Annotated in this window: 16 protein-coding genes; 10 read left to right on the plus strand and 6 right to left on the minus strand. The window is 61.7% G+C overall.

Annotated elements, in window-relative coordinates:
* Positions 1-4: 4 nt before the first annotated feature.
* From lon to aroF, 5 genes are all read left to right on the plus strand, one after another.
* Entirely contained in the window at positions 5-2,458 is a 2,454-nt protein-coding gene (gene lon, locus LDN12_RS04355; protein ID WP_223924023.1) for an endopeptidase La, read from the plus strand.
* The gene (thiL, locus tag LDN12_RS04360) at positions 2,455-3,462 is read left to right on the plus strand and encodes a thiamine-phosphate kinase (protein WP_223921464.1); all 1,008 of its coding nucleotides are present in this window, start codon (positions 2,455-2,457) and stop codon (positions 3,460-3,462) included. The genes lon and thiL overlap by 4 nt, the downstream gene beginning before the upstream one ends.
* A 25-nt stretch (positions 3,463-3,487) precedes the next feature.
* A complete protein-coding gene (gene tkt / locus LDN12_RS04365) occupies positions 3,488-5,494 on the plus strand; it encodes a transketolase (RefSeq protein ID WP_223921465.1) in 2,007 nt (668 codons plus the stop codon).
* Between the two features lie 169 nt (positions 5,495-5,663).
* Entirely contained in the window at positions 5,664-6,353 is a 690-nt protein-coding gene (locus LDN12_RS04370; protein WP_223921466.1) for a Crp/Fnr family transcriptional regulator, read from the plus strand.
* A 129-nt stretch (positions 6,354-6,482) separates the two neighbouring features.
* Positions 6,483-7,496, plus strand: coding sequence for a 3-deoxy-7-phosphoheptulonate synthase (gene aroF, locus LDN12_RS04375; RefSeq protein WP_223921467.1), 1,014 nt, complete (start codon positions 6,483-6,485; stop codon positions 7,494-7,496).
* 333 nt (positions 7,497-7,829) lie between these two features.
* Here aroF and nikR read toward each other — a convergent pair whose 3' ends face one another.
* The 6 genes from nikR to LDN12_RS04405 form a co-directional block, all read right to left on the minus strand.
* On the minus strand, positions 7,830-8,249 hold the full coding sequence (nikR, locus tag LDN12_RS04380) for a nickel-responsive transcriptional regulator NikR (RefSeq protein WP_223921468.1): 420 nt from the start codon (positions 8,247-8,249) through the stop codon (positions 7,830-7,832).
* Positions 8,250-8,349: 100 nt separating this feature from the next.
* Complete coding sequence (gene cobD / locus LDN12_RS04385) at positions 8,350-9,426, minus strand: threonine-phosphate decarboxylase CobD (protein ID WP_223921469.1); 1,077 nt, start codon at positions 9,424-9,426, stop codon at positions 8,350-8,352.
* A complete protein-coding gene (cbiB, locus tag LDN12_RS04390; protein ID WP_223921470.1) occupies positions 9,410-10,381 on the minus strand; it encodes an adenosylcobinamide-phosphate synthase CbiB in 972 nt (323 codons plus the stop codon). The genes cobD and cbiB overlap by 17 nt, the downstream gene beginning before the upstream one ends.
* On the minus strand, positions 10,378-12,873 hold the full coding sequence (locus LDN12_RS04395) for a cobyric acid synthase (RefSeq protein ID WP_223921471.1): 2,496 nt from the start codon (positions 12,871-12,873) through the stop codon (positions 10,378-10,380). The genes cbiB and LDN12_RS04395 overlap by 4 nt, the downstream gene beginning before the upstream one ends.
* Before the next feature lie 203 nt (positions 12,874-13,076).
* On the minus strand, positions 13,077-13,889 hold the full coding sequence (locus LDN12_RS04400; protein WP_223921472.1) for a lytic transglycosylase domain-containing protein: 813 nt from the start codon (positions 13,887-13,889) through the stop codon (positions 13,077-13,079).
* On the minus strand, positions 13,886-15,283 hold the full coding sequence (locus LDN12_RS04405) for a sigma-54 dependent transcriptional regulator (protein WP_223921473.1): 1,398 nt from the start codon (positions 15,281-15,283) through the stop codon (positions 13,886-13,888). The genes LDN12_RS04400 and LDN12_RS04405 overlap by 4 nt, the downstream gene beginning before the upstream one ends.
* Before the next feature lie 317 nt (positions 15,284-15,600).
* Here LDN12_RS04405 and LDN12_RS04410 point away from each other — a divergent pair, with 317 nt between their 5' ends.
* The 5 genes from LDN12_RS04410 (at position 15,601) to LDN12_RS04430 (ending at position 20,984) form a co-directional block, all read left to right on the plus strand.
* On the plus strand, positions 15,601-16,095 hold the full coding sequence (locus LDN12_RS04410) for a chemotaxis protein CheW (RefSeq protein ID WP_223921474.1): 495 nt from the start codon (positions 15,601-15,603) through the stop codon (positions 16,093-16,095).
* Positions 16,096-16,129: 34 nt separating this feature from the next.
* The gene (locus tag LDN12_RS04415) at positions 16,130-17,971 is read left to right on the plus strand and encodes a chemotaxis protein CheA (protein ID WP_223921475.1); all 1,842 of its coding nucleotides are present in this window, start codon (positions 16,130-16,132) and stop codon (positions 17,969-17,971) included.
* A 168-nt stretch (positions 17,972-18,139) separates the two neighbouring features.
* A complete protein-coding gene (locus LDN12_RS04420) occupies positions 18,140-18,967 on the plus strand; it encodes a protein-glutamate O-methyltransferase CheR (protein ID WP_223921476.1) in 828 nt (275 codons plus the stop codon).
* Between the two features lie 17 nt (positions 18,968-18,984).
* Complete coding sequence (locus LDN12_RS04425) at positions 18,985-19,893, plus strand: HDOD domain-containing protein (protein ID WP_223921477.1); 909 nt, start codon at positions 18,985-18,987, stop codon at positions 19,891-19,893.
* Positions 19,893-20,984 (plus strand): chemotaxis response regulator protein-glutamate methylesterase, encoded by a 1,092-nt coding sequence (locus LDN12_RS04430; protein ID WP_223921478.1) that lies wholly within the window; start codon positions 19,893-19,895, stop codon positions 20,982-20,984. The genes LDN12_RS04425 and LDN12_RS04430 overlap by 1 nt, the downstream gene beginning before the upstream one ends.
* The last annotated feature ends 45 nt before the right edge of the window (positions 20,985-21,029 follow it).

The raw sequence follows: 21,029 nt of genomic DNA on the forward strand, positions 1-21,029 counted from the left end.
AGACATGGAAAAAACTGATTCGGAGGACCTGAAGATCCCCGAGGTGCTGCCGCTTTTGCCGGTGCGCGATGTGGTGGTCTATCCCTTCATGATTATCCCGCTCTTCGTGGGGCGCGAGATGTCGGTCAAGGCCGTCGACAGCGCCCTGGCCGGAGACCGCATGATCCTCCTGGCCACCCAGCACGAGATCGGCGAGGAAGACCCCACGCCGGACAAGATCTATGAGGTCGGTACGGTCGCCATGATCATGCGCATGCTCAAACTGCCGGACGGCAGGGTGAAGATCCTCGTCCAGGGGTTGAGCAAGGCCCGCATCACCGAGTATGTTACGGAGAAGCCGTTTCACACGGTACGGGTCGAGAAGATGGTCGATGCCCCCCTCCAGGACATCTCCCTGGAGACGGAGGCGTTGGTGCGCACCGTGCGCGAGCAGTTGACCAAGGTCATCGAGCTGGGCAAGCAGGTCTCCCCCGAGGTTATGGTGATTCTGGAGAATATCCAGGACCCCGGCAGCATGGCCGACCTGATCGCCAGCAACCTGGGATTGAAGGTGGCCGATGCCCAACAACTGCTGGAGATGAGCAACCCGATCCTGCGTCTGACCAAGGTCAACGACTTCCTGAACCGCGAGGTGGAACTGCTCAGCGTACAGGCGAAGATCCAGAGCGCCGCCCGCGAGGAGATGGGCAAGAACCAGCGGGAATACTATCTGCGGGAGCAGATGCGCGCCATTCAGCAGGAGTTGGGGGATGGTGAAGGCAAGGAGGAGATCGCCGAGATCAAAAAGGCCATCGAGACCGCCAAGATGCCCGAAGCGGCCCAGAAGGAAGCCCTCAAGCAACTGAGCCGCCTGGAGAACATGCATCCGGACGCCGGTGAGGCGGGCATCATCCGCAGCTATCTGGACTGGCTGGTGGAACTCCCCTGGAGCAAGTCCAGCCGGGACAGCCTGGACATCGTCCGCGCCAAGGAGATCCTGGACGACGACCACTACTACCTGGACAAGATCAAGGAGCGCATCCTGGAGTTCCTGGCGGTGCGCAAGCTGAAGAAGAAGATGAAGGGGCCGATCCTGTGCTTCGTGGGCCCTCCGGGGGTCGGCAAGACCTCCCTGGGCAAATCCATCGCCCGGGCCATGAACCGCAAGTTCGTGCGCATATCCCTGGGCGGAGTGCGGGATGAGGCCGAGATCCGCGGCCACCGCCGGACCTACATCGGCGCCCTGCCGGGGCGCATCATCCAGGGGATGAAACAGGCGGGCACCAATAACCCGGTATTCATGCTGGACGAGTTGGACAAGTTGGGCTACGACTACAAGGGCGACCCGTCGTCGGCGCTGCTGGAGGTCTTGGACCCGGAGCAGAACCACTCGTTCTCCGACCACTACATCAATATGCCGTTCAACCTCTCCAACGTCATGTTCATCGCCACGGCCAACCAGATCGACCCGGTGCCGTCGGCCCTGCGCGACCGCATGGAGGTCATCAACCTGGCCGGGTACACCGAGGAGGAGAAGCTGGAGATCGCCCGCCGCTACCTGGTGCCGCGCCAGATGAAGGAAAACGGCCTCAAGGCGAAGCATATCAGCTTCGATGACGACGCCATCAGCGAGATCATCTCCAAGTACACCCGTGAGGCCGGCTTGCGCAACCTGGAGCGGCAGATCGGCACGGTGTGCCGCAAGGTGGCGCGCAAAGTGGCCGAAGGAAGCTCGCGAGCCATCAAGGTCGGGGCCAAGAACCTGCACTCCTTCCTGGGCGCGCCCAAGTATCTGAGGGAAGAGGACCTGGACAAGAACGAGGTCGGCGTGGTCAACGGTTTGGCCTGGACGCCGGTGGGGGGCGAGATCCTGCATATCGAGGCCACCCTGATGAAGGGCAAGAGCGCCCTGACCCTGACCGGGCAGTTGGGGGACGTGATGAAGGAGTCGGTCCAGGCGGCTCACTCCTATATCCGCGCCCATGCAGACAACCTGCGCATCAACCCGGAGTTTTTTCAGGAGCACGAGATCCACGTCCATGTTCCGGCCGGCGCCATCCCCAAGGACGGCCCGTCGGCGGGCATCGCCATGACCACGGCGCTGGTGTCGGTCCTGACGCGCATCCCGGTCAAAAAGGACGTGGCCATGACCGGAGAGGTCACCTTGCGGGGCAAGGTGCTTCCCATCGGCGGGCTCAAGGAAAAGATCCTGGCGGCGGTGCGCGCGCGGATGCGCATGGTCATCATCCCTGAACAGAACAAGAAGGATCTGGAGGATATCCCGGCCGAGATCCTCAAGAAGGTAAAGATCGTCCCGGTGCATGAGGTGGGCGAGGTCCTGAAGCTGGCCCTGGAGAAGTTTCCGCCGCCTGCGCCGTCAACCCCCAAGGAGCCTGCGAAAAAGTCGCGCACCGGCGAAGCCACCCCCAAGGTGCTGATGCGGCCCCGTAAGGAAATTTCGGCCGGGGCCCGGGGGTGAAGATCGGAGAGTTGGGCGAATTCGGCCTGATCTCCCGTATCGCTTCCGGCGTGACCGACGGTAGAGGCGTCATCACCGGTATCGGTGATGACGCCGCCGTAACCGCCCTTTCCCCCGGCATGCAGTTGTTGACCTCAACCGACATGCTGGTGGAGGATGTGCACTTTCGCCGCCTGTGGCACGACCCCTATCGCCTGGGGCGCAAATCCCTGGCGGTCAGCATCTCCGATATCGCCGCCATGGGGGGCATCCCCCGCTGGGCGCTCCTTTCCCTTGCCGTTCCTCCCGATACCCCACTGGAATTTCTGGACGCATTCAGCCGCGGTTTTCTGGCCATGGCCGCGGAACACGGCGTGGCGCTGATCGGTGGCGATACCTGTTCCTCCCGCGCCGGGCTGACCATCTCCGTCACCATCATGGGAGAACAGGAACCGGGAATGATCGTGCGCCGTTCCGGCGCGCGTCCCGATGACGACATCTGGGTGACCGGAACCCTGGGAGACGCCGCCCTGGGGCTGGAATTGCTGGAGAAAGGGGAAACGGCCTCCCCCTTGACGGCGGAGGATAAGGAATGCCTCCTCTCCCGCCTGCTCGATCCGTCCCCGCGGGCTGCCGTCGGCCGGGCATTGGCGGAGGCAGGGCTGGTGTCGGCCATGATCGACATCAGCGACGGACTCTTGGCCGATTTCGGCCATATTGCCGAGCAATCCGCGTGCGGCGGCACGATTCGCCTCGACACCCTCCCGCTTTCGCCGGCCTTTCGCACCGTCCTCCTCTCCCATCCCACCCCCCGGCATGATCTGGCCCTGGCCGGCGGCGAAGACTACGAACTGGCCTTTACCGCCCCCGCAGCCAATCGGGAAAAAATTGCCCAACTTATGAAAAAAAGTGGCATTGATGCTCGGCCTGTTGGTATAGTAACAGCCTTGCCCGAGGTAAGGGCCGTTTCGACCGACGGCGGCAGCTATGCCCCGCACAACAAGGGATTCAATCATTTTACATAAATTTCCGAAAGGAGCATCACACGATATGCAGCAGGCAGTTATTCCAGCAGACAAGGCCCGGCTCTGTGCCGACGCCATCCGTTTTCTCGCCGTCGACGCGGTTGAAAAGGCCAATTCCGGCCACCCCGGATTGCCCATGGGGGCCGCGGACTACGCCTTCGCGCTGTGGGGCAATTACCTCTCCTTCAACCCCGAAGACCCCCGCTGGCCCAACCGCGACCGTTTCATCCTCTCGGCCGGCCACGGTTCGATGCTGCTCTATTCGCTTCTGCACCTGTTCGGCTATGACCTGCCGCTGGAGGAGTTGAAAAACTTCCGCCAGTGGGGCAGCAAAACCCCCGGCCACCCCGAGTACGGCCATACCGTCGGGGTCGAGGTAACCACCGGGCCGTTGGGGCAGGGCTTCGCCAATGGCGTCGGCATGGCCATCGCCAGCCGCATGGCGGCGGAACGTTTCAACACCGCCGACTTCAGCCCCATCGATCATACCATCTATGCCCTGGTGGGCGACGGCGACCTGCAGGAGGGAATCAGCTACGAAGCCGCTGCGCTGGCCGGACACCTCAAGCTGGGCAACATGGTGTACCTCTACGACGACAACGGCATCACCATCGAAGGCAAGACCAATCTGGCCTGGTCCGAGGATGTGGCCGGACGTTTTACCGCCTGCGGCTGGCATGTTCAAAAGATCGACGGTCACGACTACACGCAGATCATGGCCGCCATCGCCGCTGCCAAGGCCGAGACCGGCCGCCCGTCGATCATCATCGCCACCACGCACATCGCTTTCGGCAGTCCCGGCAAGCAGGATTCCTCCGGGGCTCACGGCTCGCCTCTGGGCAAGGACGAAATCGCCGCCACGCGGGCCAATCTGGGATGGCACTATGGCCCCTTCGAGGTGCCGGAAGAGGTCCGTGCCATCTGCCGCGAACGGGTCGAGGCGCTCAAGCGGCGTTACACCTCCTGGCAGCGCGGCTTCTCCGCCTGGCATGCCGCCAACCCCGAAAAGGCCAAGCTGTGGGACGAGATGTGGAACAAGAGGATTCCGGCCACCCTGGCCGAAGAACTGATCGCCGCGGTGGACGGCAAGGACGGCGCCACCCGCGCCCTTTCCGGCACGGTCCTCCAGAAGGCGGCCGCCCTCATTCCGGCCCTGGTGGGCGGATCGGCCGACCTGTCGCCTTCCAACAACAGCGATATCAAGGGAGCCGCATCCGTACAGGCGGACGCGTTCGCCGGCCGCAACCTGCATTTCGGCGTCCGCGAACACGCCATGGGAGCGGTGGTGAACGGCATGGCCCTGTACGGCTGCTTTATCCCCTACGGCGCCACGTTCCTGGTCTTTTCCGACTACTGCCGTCCGTCCATCCGTCTCTCCGCCCTGATGAACCTGCAGGCGATCTATATCTTTACCCACGACTCCTTTTTTGTCGGCGAGGACGGCCCCACCCACCAGCCGATCGAGCATGTGGGCTCCCTCCGCATGATTCCGGGCCTCCAGGTAATCCGCCCGGCCGACGGCCTGGAAACGGCGCTGGCCTGGCAAGCGGCCCTGCAGCACGGCAACGGGCCGACAGTCCTGGTCCTTACCCGCCAGAAACTTCCGGTCATCGCCCGTCCCGCCTCCTTTACCGCCGCCGATGCGCTCAAGGGCGGGTATGTCGCCGTTTCTCCGGCCGGAAAGCCCGACGTGGTCGTCATGGCCAGCGGCTCCGAGGTGCATGTGGCGGCTGAGGCGGCAAACCTCCTGGCGGCACGGGGCATCGCAGCCCGCATCGTCTCCGTGCCCAACCTGGGAGAGTTCCTGGCCCAACCGGCGGCCTACCGCGACGAGGTGCTCCCGGCCGGCGTTCCCCGCGTGGCCTTTGAAGCAGGCCGCGGCGAATCCTGGGGCAAGCTCCTGGGATGCGACGGCCTGTTCATCGGCATCGAGCACTTCGGCGCCTCGGCGCCGGACAAGGTGCTGGCGGAACAGTTCGGGTTCACCGCACCCCAGGTGGCGGAGAAGATCGCCGCGTTTTTGAAGAAATAGGCTTGATTGAAAATCTGCCACAGAGACACAGAGACTCAGAGGAAAGGCAGAATCGAGAAAACCAAAAAGCAAACCTTGTGGGGTTAGCCAAAAAGATTTTTGTTTCCTCGCTTGTGCCGTTCTCCGTGTCTCTGTGTCTCTGTGGCGGATGTAAGGTTTTGGTGCCTGTATGGAACTGATCGAGCTGCTCAAAAAATCCCTGCTCTTTTCCGGCCTGAACGACGACGATCTGGCCGAGCTGGCCGGTATTACGGTGCGCCGCACGTTCCGGAAGGGCGAGTCCCTCTTCAGCGAGGGCGACGAAGCCACCGGTTTTTACCTGCTGGTATCCGGCAGCATCAAGCTCTGTCGCGTCTCCCATGATGGCCGGGAAAAGGTGCTGCATTTCGTCCAGCCGCGCGAGACCTTTGCCGAGGCGGCCTTTTTCGGCGACGGCCGCTATCCGGCCGAGGCCCGCGCCCTGGCGGCCGGTGAGGCGCTCTTTCTTCCCAAGGAGGGTTTTCTGGGGCTGATGGCCGGAAATCCCAACTTCGCCCTCAATCTGGTGGTCTCCCTGTCCCTCATGCTGCGGCAGTTCGCCCGCCAGATCGAGGAACTCTCCTTTGCCGACGTCACCTCGCGTCTGGCCTCCTACCTGGTTCGGCGATCCGCCGAAAAGTCGTCCAGTTACGGCGGCATCACCTACGTCGACCTGGGGGTCAGAAAGGGTGAGCTCGCCTCCCGGCTCGGCACCGCCAGCGAGACCATCTCCCGCACCCTGCGCAAGCTGAAGGACGAGGGGATCATCGAGGTGCAGGGCAGTCAGGTGGTGATCCTCCAGATGGAAAAGCTGCAAAAGCTGTCCGAGCGGCACGAATAGGGTCATACTATTTTTGCCCCCGAGCCACAGAGGCGCGGAGAACAACAGGATCAAGAATACCTGAAACCGTAGTGGCGTACGGTCTCTCCAGAGTAAAATTTTGTCTGATCCGGCTAAAAGGAGCTATTCATGCTGATCGTCATGAGTCATAATGCCACCACGGCGGATGTCGATGCCGTCGTCCGGGCCGTGAGCGAGATGGGCTTCACGGCGGCGCCGATCCCCGGCCGCGAACGGACCGCCATCGGCGTGCTGGGTAACCAGGGATACGTCGATGACAGCAAAATTCTGGAACTGGCGGGCGTACAACAGGTGATCCACGTTTCCAAACCATACAAGCTGGTTTCCCGGGATTTTCACCCCAAGGATACCATCGTCGATGTGCAGGGCGTCCGTGTCGGCCAGGGCTGCCGGCCGGTGATGGTGGCCGGTCCGTGTGCCGTGGAGAGCGAGGAGCAGATCGTCAAGACCGCCCTCTTCGTGAAACAGGCCGGGGCCGACATGCTGCGGGGAGGGGCGTTCAAGCCGCGCACCGGGCCGCACACCTTTCAGGGGCTGCGGGAGGAGGGGCTGAAACTGCTCGCCGTGGCGGGGAAGGAGAGCGGCCTGCCCATCGTTACCGAGGTCATGAGTCCGGACAACGTGGGACTGGTGGCCGAGTACGCCGACCTGCTCCAGGTGGGCGCGCGCAACATGCAAAACTTCGACCTGCTGCGGGAGTTGGGCAAGATCCGCAAGCCGGTGCTGCTCAAACGCGGCATGAGCGCCACGGTGGAGGAATTTCTGGCCGCGGCGGAGTATATCCTGGCCGAGGGAAACGACCAGGTCATCCTGTGCGAGCGGGGCATCCGCACCTACGAGACCGCCACCCGCAACACCCTGGATCTGGCCGTTGCGCCGTTGATCAAGGAGATGTCGCACCTGCCGATCATGGTCGATCCGTCCCACGCCACCGGCAAGCGCAGCCTGGTGCCGCCCATGGCGCTGGCGGCGTTGATGGCCGGTGCCCACGGGGTGCTGGTGGAGGTGCATCCCGAGCCGGAAAAGGCGCTTTCCGACGGTCCCCAGTCCCTCACCTTCCCCGGCTTCGGCCGTCTGATGGAAGATATCCGGCGGCTGACCGCCTTTCTGGGGTATGCCTGACCGGTTTACAAAAGTCTTGTAATACGTTAGCCGCAGGTGTAATAATTGAACCACCTGATCGTTCTCTCTACCCTGTTGGTCGGCGGTAGCACCCGGGCGGAATGCTAAACAAAACGGGGGTCGCTCCCTGCTGTGGTGTGCTGCCCCATTATGCGGGAATTGCCTGAAGCAGCATACTGACTCCCACGGTTGAGGAAACTCGCCGGAGGTCCTTTAAGCCGACGGCAGGGTGGAGAGAATGAATAAAAAAAGGGGAAGCCTCGCGCTTCCCCTTTTTTGTTAAGTTTTGATGTCCCTTAGCCCCGTTTCCATCTTGAAGCCCCGGATGTGAAGCTAGCCCAGTTCCCGCCCCGTGGTCGTCATTACCAGTTTACCGTGCTTGACCCCCTTGACGCCGATCAGCGAATCGGCTATGGCCTTGATCTGGCCGGCCCGGCCCCGGACGATCAGCACTTCGAGGCAGTTGTGGTGGTCCAGATGCACGTGCAGGGTCGAGATGATGCGGTCGTGATGGTCGTGCTGGATGTCGGTCAGCCGGTCGGCCAGATCATGGACGTGGTGGTCGTAGACCAGGGTCACGGTGCCGACCGTTTCCTCGTTGCCCGCTTCCCAGGTCTGCTCCACCAGGGCGTCGCGGATCAGGTCGCGTATGGCCTCCGAACGATTGATGTAGCCTTTTTCCGTAACCAACCGGTCGAAACGCTCCAACAGCCCGTCGTCGATGGATATGCCGAAACGTATGGTCTCCCCCATCACTCCCCCCTTTAGGAGGTTGTTGAAAAACAGCCATCAGGCCTTCTGCGGGTGCAGCGATCTGACTATTTTTGAACAACCTGAGTTTTTCAAAAGCCTGTTAGTGTAGTATCTTTTCCAAGCATGTGACAAGACGTTCGTTTTCTGCGCGCGTGCGCACCGCAATGCGGAAGAAGTGCGGCGTAAGGCCGTTGAAGGTGGCGCAGTCGCGGATGATGACCAATTCCTCCAGGAGTTTTCGTGCCAGGTCCCGGGCCGTCATCGGGCCGAGAATCTCCACCAGCAGGAAATTGGCGCGGGAGGGATAGACCTTGAGTTGGGAAAGCCCGTCCAAAAGGCCGCACAGGTAACCTCGCTCCCGGTCGATGAAGAGGGTGGTCCGCCGGTGGTACTCCCGGTCCGCCAGGGAGGCCGTGCCGGCCGCCAGCGCCAGGGTGTTGACGTTCCACGGCACGCCGCGGGCGTCGATGCTCCGGCACAACCGCTCGTGTGCCATGGCGTACCCCAGGCGCAGGCCGGGGATGCCGAAAAACTTGGTCATGGAGCGCAGAATAAGGACATTGTCGCTGGTGGCGACGGCATGCTTGGCCGACGCCTCCTCGCAGAAATCCATAAACGCTTCATCCAGCACCAGAAAGGTGCCCGCGGCATTGCACAGCTCGCAGACCTGCTCGACCGTGTGCGGCGGGTAGAGCGTCCCGCTGGGGTTGCCGGGATTGCAGAGGTAGAAGGCATCGTACCCTTCGGCAAGTTTCGCTTCCAGTCTGCCCGCGTCCAGCGAGAAACCGTCCTCCGGCGAGAGCAGGAAATAGTCCGTTTCCCACTGCTGCCGCTTCAAGGCCCGTTCGTACTCGCTGAAACAGGGCGCGGCAAGCAGGGCGCGTCTCCCGGAGAGGACGGCCGGCAACTGGTAGATGAGCTCCGTCGAACCGTTTGCCACGACAAAGCGATCTGCGGGGAGCCCGTGGTAACGGCCCAGGGCCTCCTTCATCTCCTCATGGCCGGCGTCGGGGTAGTGCACCAGGCTGTCCAGGGCCCCATCGATGGCCGCTTTCACCGACGGCGCCAGCCCCAGCGGGTTTATGCTGGCCGAAAAATCGGTCAGGCTGGACAGCGGGACGCCCATGCGGCGGGCGGTGGCGAATACGGTGCCGCCGTGGTCATGGCTGCGGGACATGAAAGCCTTTCAGCGCCCAGGCGGCGGCAATGCAAACAGCCGCCATGAGCAGGGTGGTGGCGTACATCAGTCTGATCATACTCCGGTATGCCCGCCCGTCAAGGGGGGCCAGCGGATCGCCGATGTGTTCCTTCCAGGAGGGGCGGCCGCCGTAGCTGGCCGCACCCCCCAGGCGCACCCCCAGCGCCCCCGCTGCCGCAGCCTCCGGGTGGCCGCTGTTGGGCGAAGGGTGGTTGCGGCGGTCGCGCAGTGCGATTCGTGCGGCGTTTCGCCCGGAAAGCCCGGCCAGGGGGGCGGCCATGACCATCAACAGGGCGGTCAGGCGGGCAGGGATGAAATTCAGCAGGTCGTCCATGCGGGCCGATGCCCAGCCCATCCGCAGATAGCGTTCGTTTTGATAGCCCACCATGGAGTCCAGGGTGCTGACCGCCTTGAAGGCCATGCCGGCCACCGGACCGCCGAGGGTCAGCCAGAACAAGGGCGAAACAATGCCGTCGGCGGTGTTCTCGGCCACGGTTTCCACCAGTGCCCGCCAGATGTCGGCATCGCCGAGATCGCGGGTGTCGCGGCCGACGATATACGACAGATTACGTCGCGCCTCATCCCGGTTTCCCGCCGCCAGCGCGTCTGCGACCAGAGCCGATTCCCGGTGGAGGGAGCGGGCGGCCAGGCAGGTGTAGGAAATATATGCCGCGCCCAGGAAACCGGCAAAGGCATTCAGTGTTGTGAGCCCGTACACCGCCAGCCAGGTTGTTGCCGCGCTCGTTCCCACGGTGAGGAGCAACAGGCCGATGCCGGCTGCCCGCTCATGGCGGGTGATCCTGCGCAGGCCCGATTCCAGAAGGGCGATCAACCGGCCGATCAGGACCACCGGGTGGGGCAGCCGGCGGGGGTCGCCCAGGGTCAGGTCCAGCACCAGAGCCAGGATCAGCACTGCCGGTTCCGCGGAAGTCACCGCTCCAGCCCGCAGATGTCCAGCATGAGGGGGATGTCCAGGTGGCGTTCCAGGTGATCGGCCAGCCGGTCGAACGGATCGCCGTGGTCCCGTTCATGGTTGTCGTGTCGCACCGGCAGGCCCTTGTCGCGGCGGATGCGGTTGAGATAGGCCTCCCGGAAGCGGGCGTTCTCGAAGAGCCCGTGGAGGTAGGTGCCGAAGACCCTGGCATCCGGGGAGACCGCGCCGTCCTCGACGGCCACCGGGTCGGCCCCGCGCCGGGAGATGCGGGCGAAAGGAGCCGCCGGGCCGATGGGAGTGGTGGCGCCCATGTGGATCTCGTAGCCGGACAGGTCGTCCCCGCAGCCGGGGGCTATCGCGAGCCCGGCCGCGTCGAGGCGGGCCATCGCCTGTTGCGTCGTCTTTTCCGGCAACAGCTCCGTTTCCACCGGGAGCAGGCCGAGCCCGGCCAGTTCCCGGACGTCCGATTCCACACCGTGGGGGTCCAAAACGCGCCGGCCGAGCATCTGGTAGCCGCCGCAGATGCCCGCGATATGCCCCGTGAAACCTTGTATGGCCTCGAGGAAGCCGCGTTCTTCCAGGTAGCGGAGGTCGGGGATGGTCGATTTGCTGCCCGGGATGATGAGGACATCGATCCCGGCCATCTGGTGCGGCGATTCCAGATAGGTGAGGATACAGTCGGGCTCGTGACGGAAGGCGTCGAAATCGGTGAAGTTGGAGATGCGCGGCAGCCTGACTACCCCTATGCGGATGGCCTTCGGGTCGGGAACTCCTCCGGCCGGTTGCGAGGGGCGGCTGAGCGCCATGCTGTCCTCGGCGGGCAGGTCGAGGTCCGCCAGCCAGGGGAGGACGCCGATGATCGGGATGCCGGTCCGTTCCGCGATGAAGTCCAGGCCCGGCTTCAGAATGGCGGCGTCGCCGCGGAACCTGTTGATGATGATCCCGCGGATCATGGCTTTCTCATGGGGCTCCAGCAGGTCGATGGTGCCGACGATCTGGGCAAAGACGCCGCCGCGGTCGATATCGGCCACCAGGATGACGGGGCAGCGCGCCATGGCGGCCACCCGGAGGTTGGCGATGTCGCTGTGTTTGAGGTTGATCTCGGCAATGCTCCCGGCCCCCTCGATGGCGATGAACCCGTAAGCGTTCTTCAGGCGTTCGAAGCTCTCCGTCACCTTTTCGAAAGCCTGGGGTTTGTAGGCGTCGTAGTGCGCCACATCCATGTTGCCCACCGGCCGTCCCTGGACAATGATCTGGCTGCCGGTGTCGGAGTTGGGTTTCAGCAGCACCGGGTTCATGTCGGTATGGGCCTCGATCCGGCAGGCCTGGGCCTGCACGGCCTGGGCCCGGCCGATCTCGCCCCCCTCGGGGGTGACGCCGGAGTTGAGGGACATGTTCTGGGATTTGAAGGGAGCGACGCTGATGCCGCGTCTGACCAACAGGCGGCAAAACCCGGCCGTAATGACCGATTTTCCCACGTCCGAGGCGGTGCCGCAAAACATGACGGCGCCCGGCGGGGAGACCTCCGGCGCATTCTTATCCGCCTGAAGCCGTGACGCCTCCATGCCTTCGTTTGGCCGGAAGACCTCCGCCTTTGCATGCATGGAGACAAGCGAGTGTTCGACGGAGGACCGGCATGGTGAGCTGTCTGCTGGGACATGGGTGGCGTGCGGGCTCCGGTTCTCCCGGACACTACGGCATTCCGGCGTCACGGCTTCAGGTTTCGAACCGGGGGCGTCGCCGTACTTGCCCGCGTAGCCGCGGGGCGTGACCATGCGTCCGTGGCGGTCCGCAAAGCTGCTGCCGTTGCCGATGACCACGATGGTGGACATGTCGATCCGGTGCTCCAGCATCTCCCCCAGGGTGGTGACGGTGCTCCATTCGTCGGGGCGGCAGGCGTTGCGCACGATGCCCGCGGGGGTCCCGGCCGGCCGGGAGGCCAGAATGATGCGGCGGGCCTCCTCGATCTGGGTGACGCGCTTCGTGCTGCGGGGGTTGAAGAGCACGATGACGAAATCGGCCCGGGCGGCCGCATCCAGCCGTGCGGCGATCCGGTCCCAGGGGGTGAGCAGGTCGGAAAGGGAGATGACGGCAAAGTCGTGCATGAGCGGTGCGCCCAGCACGGAGGCCGCCGCCTGGATGGCCGAGATGCCGGGTATGACGCGAACGTCCGGTTGGGGCAGTCCGCTTTCGGCCTCGTTTTCCAGGAGTTCCAGCACCAGCCCGGCCATGCCGTAGATACCGGCGTCGCCACCGGAAACCAGGGCAACCGCCTCGCCGGCGCGCGCCCTGGCGATAGCCTCGCGGCAGCGTTCCATCTCGCCCATCATACCGGTTGCCACCGTTGCCTTTCCGGCGATGAGCGGGCCGATCTGTTCCAGGTAGCTGGTGTAGCCGATAATGGTTGCGGATTGGGCTATGGCCTGACGGGCGGCATCGGTCAAGTGGACGATGTCGCCGGGGCCGGTGCCGACGATGTACAGGGGGGGCATGGAATCACCTGTTAACAGGTTGTTGAAAAACAGCCAGCTCGCCGCCGTCCTCGAAAGCCCTCTTGTGCGGCGTAGCGCTGCTACGCCTCCGCAGGGCTTGTCTAGCGGGTGCGACGATCTGACTATTTTTGAACAACCTGAGTTTTTAAACAGCCTGTTAAGTGGATGCCGCACAGATTGTTGCGCGGTAAAGATGGCAGGAATCAGGCGCTGTACGATGCGTAGAGCTGTTTGACCCGTGCCAGGTAATTTTGCGTTTCGCGGGGGATGCGTTCCGGTCTTCTGTCCACGTTGCCCGGCCCCCAGTTGTAGGCGGCCAGCGCCGAATCCACGTCCCCGTTGTAGCGGTCGAGAAGGTCGCGCAGGAAGCGGGTCCCGGCCATGACGTTCTGTTCGGGGTCGAAGGAGTCGTTGACCCCAAGGGAGCGGGCAGTGCCGGGCATGAGTTGCATCAGACCCCGGGCGCCTGCGGAGGAAACGGCCGTGGGGTTGAAATTGCTCTCGGCCTTGATAACGGCCTTGATAAGCCCCGTCTCGACCCCGTAACGGCTGGAGGCCTTGGCGATGATCGGCTCCAGCCATTCTTTTCCGCTTCCCAGCGACACTGAAGGCTGTGCGGGGAACGATGCGGGGGTGGGCTCTTCGGAAGAGAGTTCCATGGAGTCGCGGGCCGTCCGGGGTTGGCTCGCTTGCGCGGCGGCATCGGCATAGGCCTTGATGAGGGGTTGGAACGCTGAGGGTTGCTGTCCGAGCACCGGGGATGCCGATGCGTCGGCCGAACCGTCTCCCGCCAGGCTCAGGGTCGTATGGAGCATCTGCAGGCTGAGCGCCTCGGCAAGGTTTTGGGCGTTGGACGGTTCCACCCGTCCTGTCGCCGGGTCTCCCATGGCGTGATCGAGCCGTTCGGCGAAGACGCCGTCGGGCTGCCCGGCGGCGCCGTCCCGGCCGCTCTTGCGCGCTTCCAGCTCCAGGACCGACCTGAGCAGCGACAGATTGCCGTTGATGTCGATAGTCATAGCGTTTCGTGCTCCCTGCCTAAGGCCAGGTTCTTCTTTTTCAGCTTCTCGATCAGGGTCGTCCGTTTGAGATTCAACAGGATGGCCGCTTCTTTTTTGTTGCCCCCGGTCCGCTCCAGAGCCTGGAGGATCAGGCGGTTTTCGAACTCCTCAAGGGCCGAATTGAGACAGATGCCGATTTCCGGGAATTCGTCCCCGGGCGGCAGTGCCGGCGCCTTCACCTGGGTCTTCCGGGAAAGATATTTGTCGGGCAGATCTCCCGGAACGATGAGGCCGCTGTCCTTGAGGATCACCAGGCGTTCGACGAGGTTTTCCAATTCCCGGACGTTCCCCGGCCAGTCGTAGGCGCAGAGAATGTCCAGGGTATCCCTGGAAAAACCCGTCACCGCATGCCGTTTCTCGCTGTTGAAACGGCTCAGAAAAGATTCTATCAAAAGCGGTATGTCCTCACGCCGTTCCCGCAGGGGCGGGATGGTGATCGGGATGACCGAAAGCCGGTAAAAGAGGTCCTCGCGAAAGTCCTGGGATTCCACCAGGGCTTCCAGCTTCTTGTTGCTCGCCGCGATGATGCGGACATCCACTTTCTGGGATTTTGTCGACCCGACCGGTTCGAACTCCTTGCTCTGCAGGACCCGCAGAAGCTTGACCTGCAGATTGGCCTTCATGTCGCCGATTTCGTCCAGAAAGAGGGTACCCTTGTCCGCCATCTCGAAACGCCCGACACGGTTGGCGTATGCGCCGGTAAAGGAACCTTTGACATGGCCGAACAACTCGCTTTCGATCAGGTCTTCCGGTATCGCCGCGCAGTTGATCGGGACAAAGTTTCTGTCGCTTCTGGAACTCAACTGGTGTATGGCACGGGCTGCAAGTTCCTTGCCAGTCCCGGACTCGCCCTGGATCAAAACCGTGGCGCTGGACTCGGCCACCTTTTCGATCAGTTCGAACAGCGCAACCATCCTGCTGCTTTTTCCGATTATGGAGGAACAGAGTTTGTGGGGGTGGTGCGCCGCGTCCGGGGTATCCTGGGACTTCATGGTCTGGAACTCCCTGGCGCGCATGACCAGGCTTTCCAACTCATCCAGGTTGAGGGGTTTGGACATGAGGAAGACGTTGTCTTCACTTAACGGGCTGATATGGGTGTTGTCGCCGTAACCGATCAGGACGAGAAGAGGGGCTGTCTTTTTGGCCTGTTCCATGAAATCGGGTGCGATCCCGGCTAAAAACTTCAGATTGGCGATCACTATGCCGATATGTTTCTCACGGATCGTGTCAAAAATATTGGATGACGGTGCGGCGTGGACGATGTCGTATCCCTGATATTTCAGAAACGCCGATACGAGATCCCGGGTTTTGCGGTCGTCCTCAACTATGAAAATAGTGCCCAGCGTATCCATGAGTTATCCGTTGTTGCGAAGGGTTGCCCAGTTTGTCCGGAGTGTTTTTGAACGGTGTCGGATTCGAATGATAGATGGTCTTGACACGAAAGTCAAGAAAATGACTCCATGCTTTTCAGCGGTTGCCAAACCCGCCGACCTATCCGGCGGCCTTGTCTTGGCGTTTACATTTTATCGTGCTTGATAAATACTGATCTGCATGGTAAATATTAGGCACAACTTAGTATTTTAATTTTTGTAGGGGGCTTTCGCCCCGACAAAATTTTCCGGATGTTTTGATTGATTTATGCGTGGTTATATATATAGAGGAGGGAGTAATGAACGATGCACTCGTGCCGGTAAAATCCGATGAGTCCCGTGATAAACTGATTCAGTTGGTAAGTTTTAATCTTGACCAGGAAGAATACGGCGTGGACGTCCTCAAGGTTCGGGAAATTATTCGCATGCCGAACGTAACGCGCGTTCCCAATACCCCCCATTATGTCGATGGCGTCATAAACCTGCGCGGCAAGGTAATCCCGATCATTTCCATGCGCAAGAAATTCGGCCTGATGGAAGCGGAAAACGACAAGCAGACCCGCATCATGGTCATGGACGTGGAAGGCGAACTGATGGGGTTTATTGTCGATGCCGTTTCGGAAGTCATCCGTATTTCCGGCAGCGAGATCCAGCCCTCTCCCGCGGTGGTTGCCAGCGGTATCGACCAGGAGTGCATTGCCGGCGTGATCAACCAGGCCGAGCGCCTGCTGGTGCTGCTCGATCTGGAGAAGATGTTCTCCGGCGACGAGAGGCGGCTTTTCGCCTCGATGTAGTTCATAGTGCCCAGCTTTATCCAAGGAGAGTTTCATGCCACCGTTTGATAGCGAAGACCAGGAGCTGCTTGAAGGCTTCCTTACCGAGACGACCGAATTGCTCGAGAAACTCGATGACGACCTCGTTGCCCTGGAAAAGACGACGGACGACCCCGAGCTTCTCAACCGCATATTCAGGTCCATCCACACCGTCAAGGGCGCCTCGAGTTTTCTGGGTTTCGACCTCCTGGTCAAGGTAACCCATAAGACGGAGGATGTCTTGAATCGCCTGCGCAAGGGCGAATTGGCGGTCAATCCCGAGATCATGGATGTCATTCTCGAAGCCACCGACCTGGTCAAGATTCTGGTAAGCGATATCAAGGCCGGGGAAATTCAGGAACGCGAGATCGACGGCACCATAGCCAAACTGCTGCCGCTTCTTTCCGAGAACGCGGCCGCGGCGCCGCCGCCCCAGGCGGCCCAGGAACCGGCTTCCGCGGCACCGTCGCAAGCGGCCGCCGAGCCGGATGCCGCTCCCTCGCCGGACGCGGAAGCCACGGCATCATCCGAAGCGCCTGCGCCGTCATCCCCCAAGCAGGAAGTGGCGCCGGTGGCGCCGCAGAAGCCTGCCGGGGACGCGGTCGCCAAAAAGGCCCCGGTCCCCAAGCCGGCCGAAGGGAAGGGCGAGGACCTTTCCGACAACACAACCGTTCGCGTCGATGTCAAGCGCCTCGACGATCTGATGAACCAGGTGGGAGAGTTGGTGCTGGAGCGTAACCGCATGATCCAGCTCAACCAGGATCTGCAGCAGGGTGACGCCGAGCGGCTCGATTTTAACGAGGAATTCGGCAAGCTTACCAAACGGATGAATTTCGTCACCTCCGAACTGCAGATGCAGGTCCTCAAAATGCGCATGATCCCGGTGGACAAGGTCTTCAAGAAGTTCCCCCGCATTGTCCGCAGCCTGGCCCGGGACCTGGGCAAAGAGGTGGATCTGCAGATCTTCGGCGAAGAGACCGAACTGGACCGCTCCGTTGTGGACGAGATCGGCGATCCGCTCATCCACCTGATCCGCAATGCCATGGACCACGGCCTGGAGACCCCCGACGAACGCGTTGCCGCCGGAAAGCCGCGGGTGGGTACTCTTATCCTGGCGGCCGTCCACGAGGGCAACCAGATCATCATCAGCATCAAGGACGACGGCCGGGGCATCGACACCGACCGGGTCGGGCGCAAGGCGCTGGAAAAAGGGCTGGTGACCGAAGACCAACTGGCCGCCATGAGCCAGCGCGAGCTCTTCGACCTGATCTTCCTCCCCGGTTTCTCGACCAAGGAAAAGGCCTCCGACCTCTCGGGCCGGGGGGTCGGCATGGACGTGGTCAAGACCAACATCAAGAAGTTGAACGGCCTGATCGAGATCAAAAGCGAAAAAGGGCTGGGATCGGAATTCATCCTTCGTCTCCCCCTGACCCTGGCCATCATCCAGTCGCTTCTGGTGGAGGTGGAAGGGGAGGTCTACTCCATTCCGCTCTCTTCCGTGCTCGAGACCTTGCGGGTCGAGCAGCGCCTGTTCCACATGGTCGGCGGCCAGGAGGTCCTCAAACTGCGGGAATCGGTGCTGCCGCTCATGCGCCTGCAACGCAAGTTCAACGTGCAGCAGCGCTACGAAAACGACGATTTCTGCTATGTGGTCGTCGTCGGCGCCGCCGACAAGCGCATGGGGTTGGTCGTCACGCGTCTGGTGGGCCAGCAGGAGGTCGCCATCAAGTCGCTCGGCAACTACCTGGCCAACATCCCCGGCATCGCCGGATCGACCATTCTCGGCGACGGCCGGGTTACCCTCATCGTCGATCCGGTCGGGCTCATCGACGACGGCGAAGGCGCTTCGGGCCGGTAGGCCGGCGGCCATCAGAAACATTTTTCCCAACACCGGGGTGTTGGCGCCTTGGCCCTGCCGAAAAGGCGGATATAACCAGCGGTATCATGGAACGCCCCCATTCGAACGCCGTCAAGGACGCGCCGGCGTTCCGGAGTAAGCCTAACCACAAGCTAAAAAGGACCGACCGTGTCAATATCAGATAACGATTTTTTACAACTGCGCGACTTTATCTACAACATTTGCGGAATGTACTTCCATACCACCAAGAAGTACTTTCTGGAGAGCCGTCTTGCCCGGAGAATGGAAGCCACCGGCACGAAGACGCATACGGAATATTATCAGCTCCTCAAATCGCCCCGCGGCGCCGAGGAGTTGAAGTACCTGATGGATGAGATCACCACCAATGAAACCTATTTTTTCCGCAATGTGCCGCAACTGACGGCCCTGGAAACCAAGCTCCTGCCCGAAATCGTCGAGACCAAGAATAAAATGGGATTCCGCAAGCTGCGCATCTGGAGCGCCGGCTCCTCCTCGGGGGAAGAGGCCTATACCATGTCCATGATGCTGCTGGAAAAACGGGCGACGCTCCTCAAGGACTGGATCATCGAGATCGTCGGCACCGACATCAATGAAACCGTCATCTCCCAGGCCAAGGAGGGCGTTTACAACGCCTATTCGGTCCGCAATATCCCCGAGGTCTACAAGCGAAAGTACATCAAGGAGGAGAACGGCAAGTTCCTCCTGTCGCCGGAGGTCAAGAAGTTCGTTACGTTCAACAAGCTCAACCTGTACGACGACTCCAAGATGATCTTCATGAAAAGCTTCGATTTCATCTTTTGCGCCAACGTGCTGATCTATTTCGATACTGCCTCCAAATCCAAGGTCGTCCAGCACTTTTACAACAACCTGCAGCCATACGGTTACTTCTTTGTAGGCCAATCCGAGTCCCTGCACGGGGTCAACGACAAGTTCAAGACCGTCCATTTCCCCGGTGGCTTCACCTACAAAAAGTAGCCTGAAAGGTATATGACATGGACAAGCTCGCGATGATAAAGAGAGCGGAAGAATTGGTCGGCACGATCGAGGAACTGCCGACGATTCCGGTGGTCGCCACCCAGGTGCTGCTCCTGCTTGACCAGCCCGATGTGCGCGTCGAGGATGTGGCCGACCTGATGCTGACCGACCAGGTCATGACCGCCCGGGTGATGAAGATGGTGAACTCGCCGGTTTTCAAGCCGGGCCACGAGATCACCTCCCTCAGGCTGGCGCTCGTCTATCTCGGTTTGAAGCACATCCGTGAACTGGCCCTCACCACGTCCCTGATCAATGCCTTTGACTCCGATACGGGTACTTTCGAGATCAGCGCTTTCTGGGAGCACTCCTTCGGGGTCGGGATGGTCTCCAAGATCATCGCCGGGAAGATCGGTTATCCGGATCTCGAAAAGGCCTACATCGGCGGCATCATCCACGACCTGGGCGTGGTCTTTCTGAGCCAGTACCAGCGCGAGGAGTTCCAGGCGGTGTTGGACAGCATCAAGGACAAGCCGGTCAAACTGGTGGATGCCGAGGCCGAACGGCTGGGCACGACCCACTGCGAGATCGGCCTGTGCATGGCCCGGAAATGGAATTTCCCCGAGGTGTACTGCGAACTGATTTCGTGCCATCATGCCCCTGCGGAGGCGACCATCGACCCGGTCCTGTGCGCCATCGTCAACCTGTCCGACCTGTTCTGCAGCGTGCGGGAGCTCAACTACGGCGGGAGGGAGTGGGTCAGCTTCAATCTGTCCGAAGAAGAGGCCTGGCAGATACTCAGGAACGAGGCTCCGAACCTGGCGAACCTCGACGTGGAGCGGTTCTGCTATGAGCTGGACGACGCCATTCCCGACGTCAGGGAACTGGTCCGCTCGATTTTCAATTCACAAGAACAGGCGGGGGATTGATGCTTACTTCCCGAACCGGAAAAACACGGGTACTGATCGTCGACGACTCTTCGTTCATGCGCATGGCGATTCGCAGCGTACTCTCCAAAGAGCCTACCTTCGATATCGTAGGTACGGCGGCAGACGGCATGGAAGGGGTGGAAAAGGCCATCGCCCTCAAGCCGGACGTCATCACCATGGACGTCGAGATGCCCCGCATGGACGGTATCGCCGCCCTGCGGCAGATCATGGCCAAGGCGCCCACCAAGGTGCTCATGGTCTCCACCCTGACCAACGAAGGGGCCAGGGCCACCTTCGAGGCCCTTGACGCCGGTGCCATCGACTACATCCCCAAGAACGTCACCGACTCGACCGAGGCCCAGAACATCTTTCGCGAGGAATTGCTGCGCAAGGTCCGGGAGGCCGGCAAGTCGCACTTCGGCCGCATCGCACCCCCCTCCCCGACGCGGCCTGCCGGCGTCAGCCCCGTTGCCGCACCGCCGACCCGCCCCACGGTATCGCGGTTCACCGGCAAAAAGATCAATTACGTGGGGATCGGGGCCTCGACCGGGGGACCGGTGGCTCTCCAGGAAGTGCTGTCCCGCATCCCCGTCAACTTCCCCTACGGCATCATCGTCGGCATCCATATGCCCAAGGCGTTTACCGGCCCGTATGCCGATCGCCTGAACGCCAAATGTTCCATGACCATCCGCGAGGCGGTGGATGGCGATGTGCTGAAACCGGGGCTGGCGCTGATCGCTCCCGGCGGCATGCATACCACCCTGGTCCGTCAGGGCACGAGCGTCATTGTCAAGACGGTCCCCACCAGCGCCTATCCGCAATACGTGTACATCCCCTCGGTGGACCTGATGATGTCGAGCATGGCCGAGGCGACCAACGGCTCCATGCTGGGGGTCATCCTGACCGGCATGGGCAACGACGGGTTCAAGGGGATGCAGCTTTTGAAAAGCAAGGGCGGCCTGACCATCGCCCAGGACGAGGCGACGTCCACCATCTACGGCATGCCCAAGGCCTGCGTCGAAGGCGGGGTGGCCGATGAAGTGCTGCCTTTGGGGCAGATCGGGTTCGAGATATCCAAGTTCATGGGGTAGGCTCTAAGAGGTTGTTGAAAAACAGCCATCTCGCCGCCGTCCTCG

The sequence above is a fragment of the Geobacter sp. AOG2 genome, assembly GCF_019972295.1.
In the GTDB taxonomy this organism is placed as follows: domain Bacteria; phylum Desulfobacterota; class Desulfuromonadia; order Geobacterales; family Pseudopelobacteraceae; genus Oryzomonas.

Excerpts from the sequence above, each read along its gene's own strand:
- lon (WP_223924023.1), top strand. The coding sequence starts at position 5 with ATGGAAAAAACTGATTCGGAGGACCTGAAGATCCCCGAGGTGCTGCCG.
- tkt (WP_223921465.1), top strand. The coding sequence starts at position 3,488 with ATGCAGCAGGCAGTTATTCCAGCAGACAAGGCCCGGCTCTGTGCCGAC.
- LDN12_RS04370 (WP_223921466.1), top strand. The coding sequence starts at position 5,664 with ATGGAACTGATCGAGCTGCTCAAAAAATCCCTGCTCTTTTCCGGCCTG.
- aroF (WP_223921467.1), top strand. The coding sequence starts at position 6,483 with ATGCTGATCGTCATGAGTCATAATGCCACCACGGCGGATGTCGATGCC.
- nikR (WP_223921468.1), bottom strand. The coding sequence starts at position 8,249 with ATGGGGGAGACCATACGTTTCGGCATATCCATCGACGACGGGCTGTTG.
- cobD (WP_223921469.1), bottom strand. The coding sequence starts at position 9,426 with ATGTCCCGCAGCCATGACCACGGCGGCACCGTATTCGCCACCGCCCGC.
- LDN12_RS04395 (WP_223921471.1), bottom strand. The coding sequence starts at position 12,873 with ATGCCCCCCCTGTACATCGTCGGCACCGGCCCCGGCGACATCGTCCAC.
- LDN12_RS04400 (WP_223921472.1), bottom strand. The coding sequence starts at position 13,889 with ATGACTATCGACATCAACGGCAATCTGTCGCTGCTCAGGTCGGTCCTG.
- LDN12_RS04405 (WP_223921473.1), bottom strand. The coding sequence starts at position 15,283 with ATGGATACGCTGGGCACTATTTTCATAGTTGAGGACGACCGCAAAACC.
- LDN12_RS04410 (WP_223921474.1), top strand. The coding sequence starts at position 15,601 with ATGAACGATGCACTCGTGCCGGTAAAATCCGATGAGTCCCGTGATAAA.
- LDN12_RS04415 (WP_223921475.1), top strand. The coding sequence starts at position 16,130 with ATGCCACCGTTTGATAGCGAAGACCAGGAGCTGCTTGAAGGCTTCCTT.
- LDN12_RS04425 (WP_223921477.1), top strand. The coding sequence starts at position 18,985 with ATGGACAAGCTCGCGATGATAAAGAGAGCGGAAGAATTGGTCGGCACG.
- LDN12_RS04430 (WP_223921478.1), top strand. The coding sequence starts at position 19,893 with ATGCTTACTTCCCGAACCGGAAAAACACGGGTACTGATCGTCGACGAC.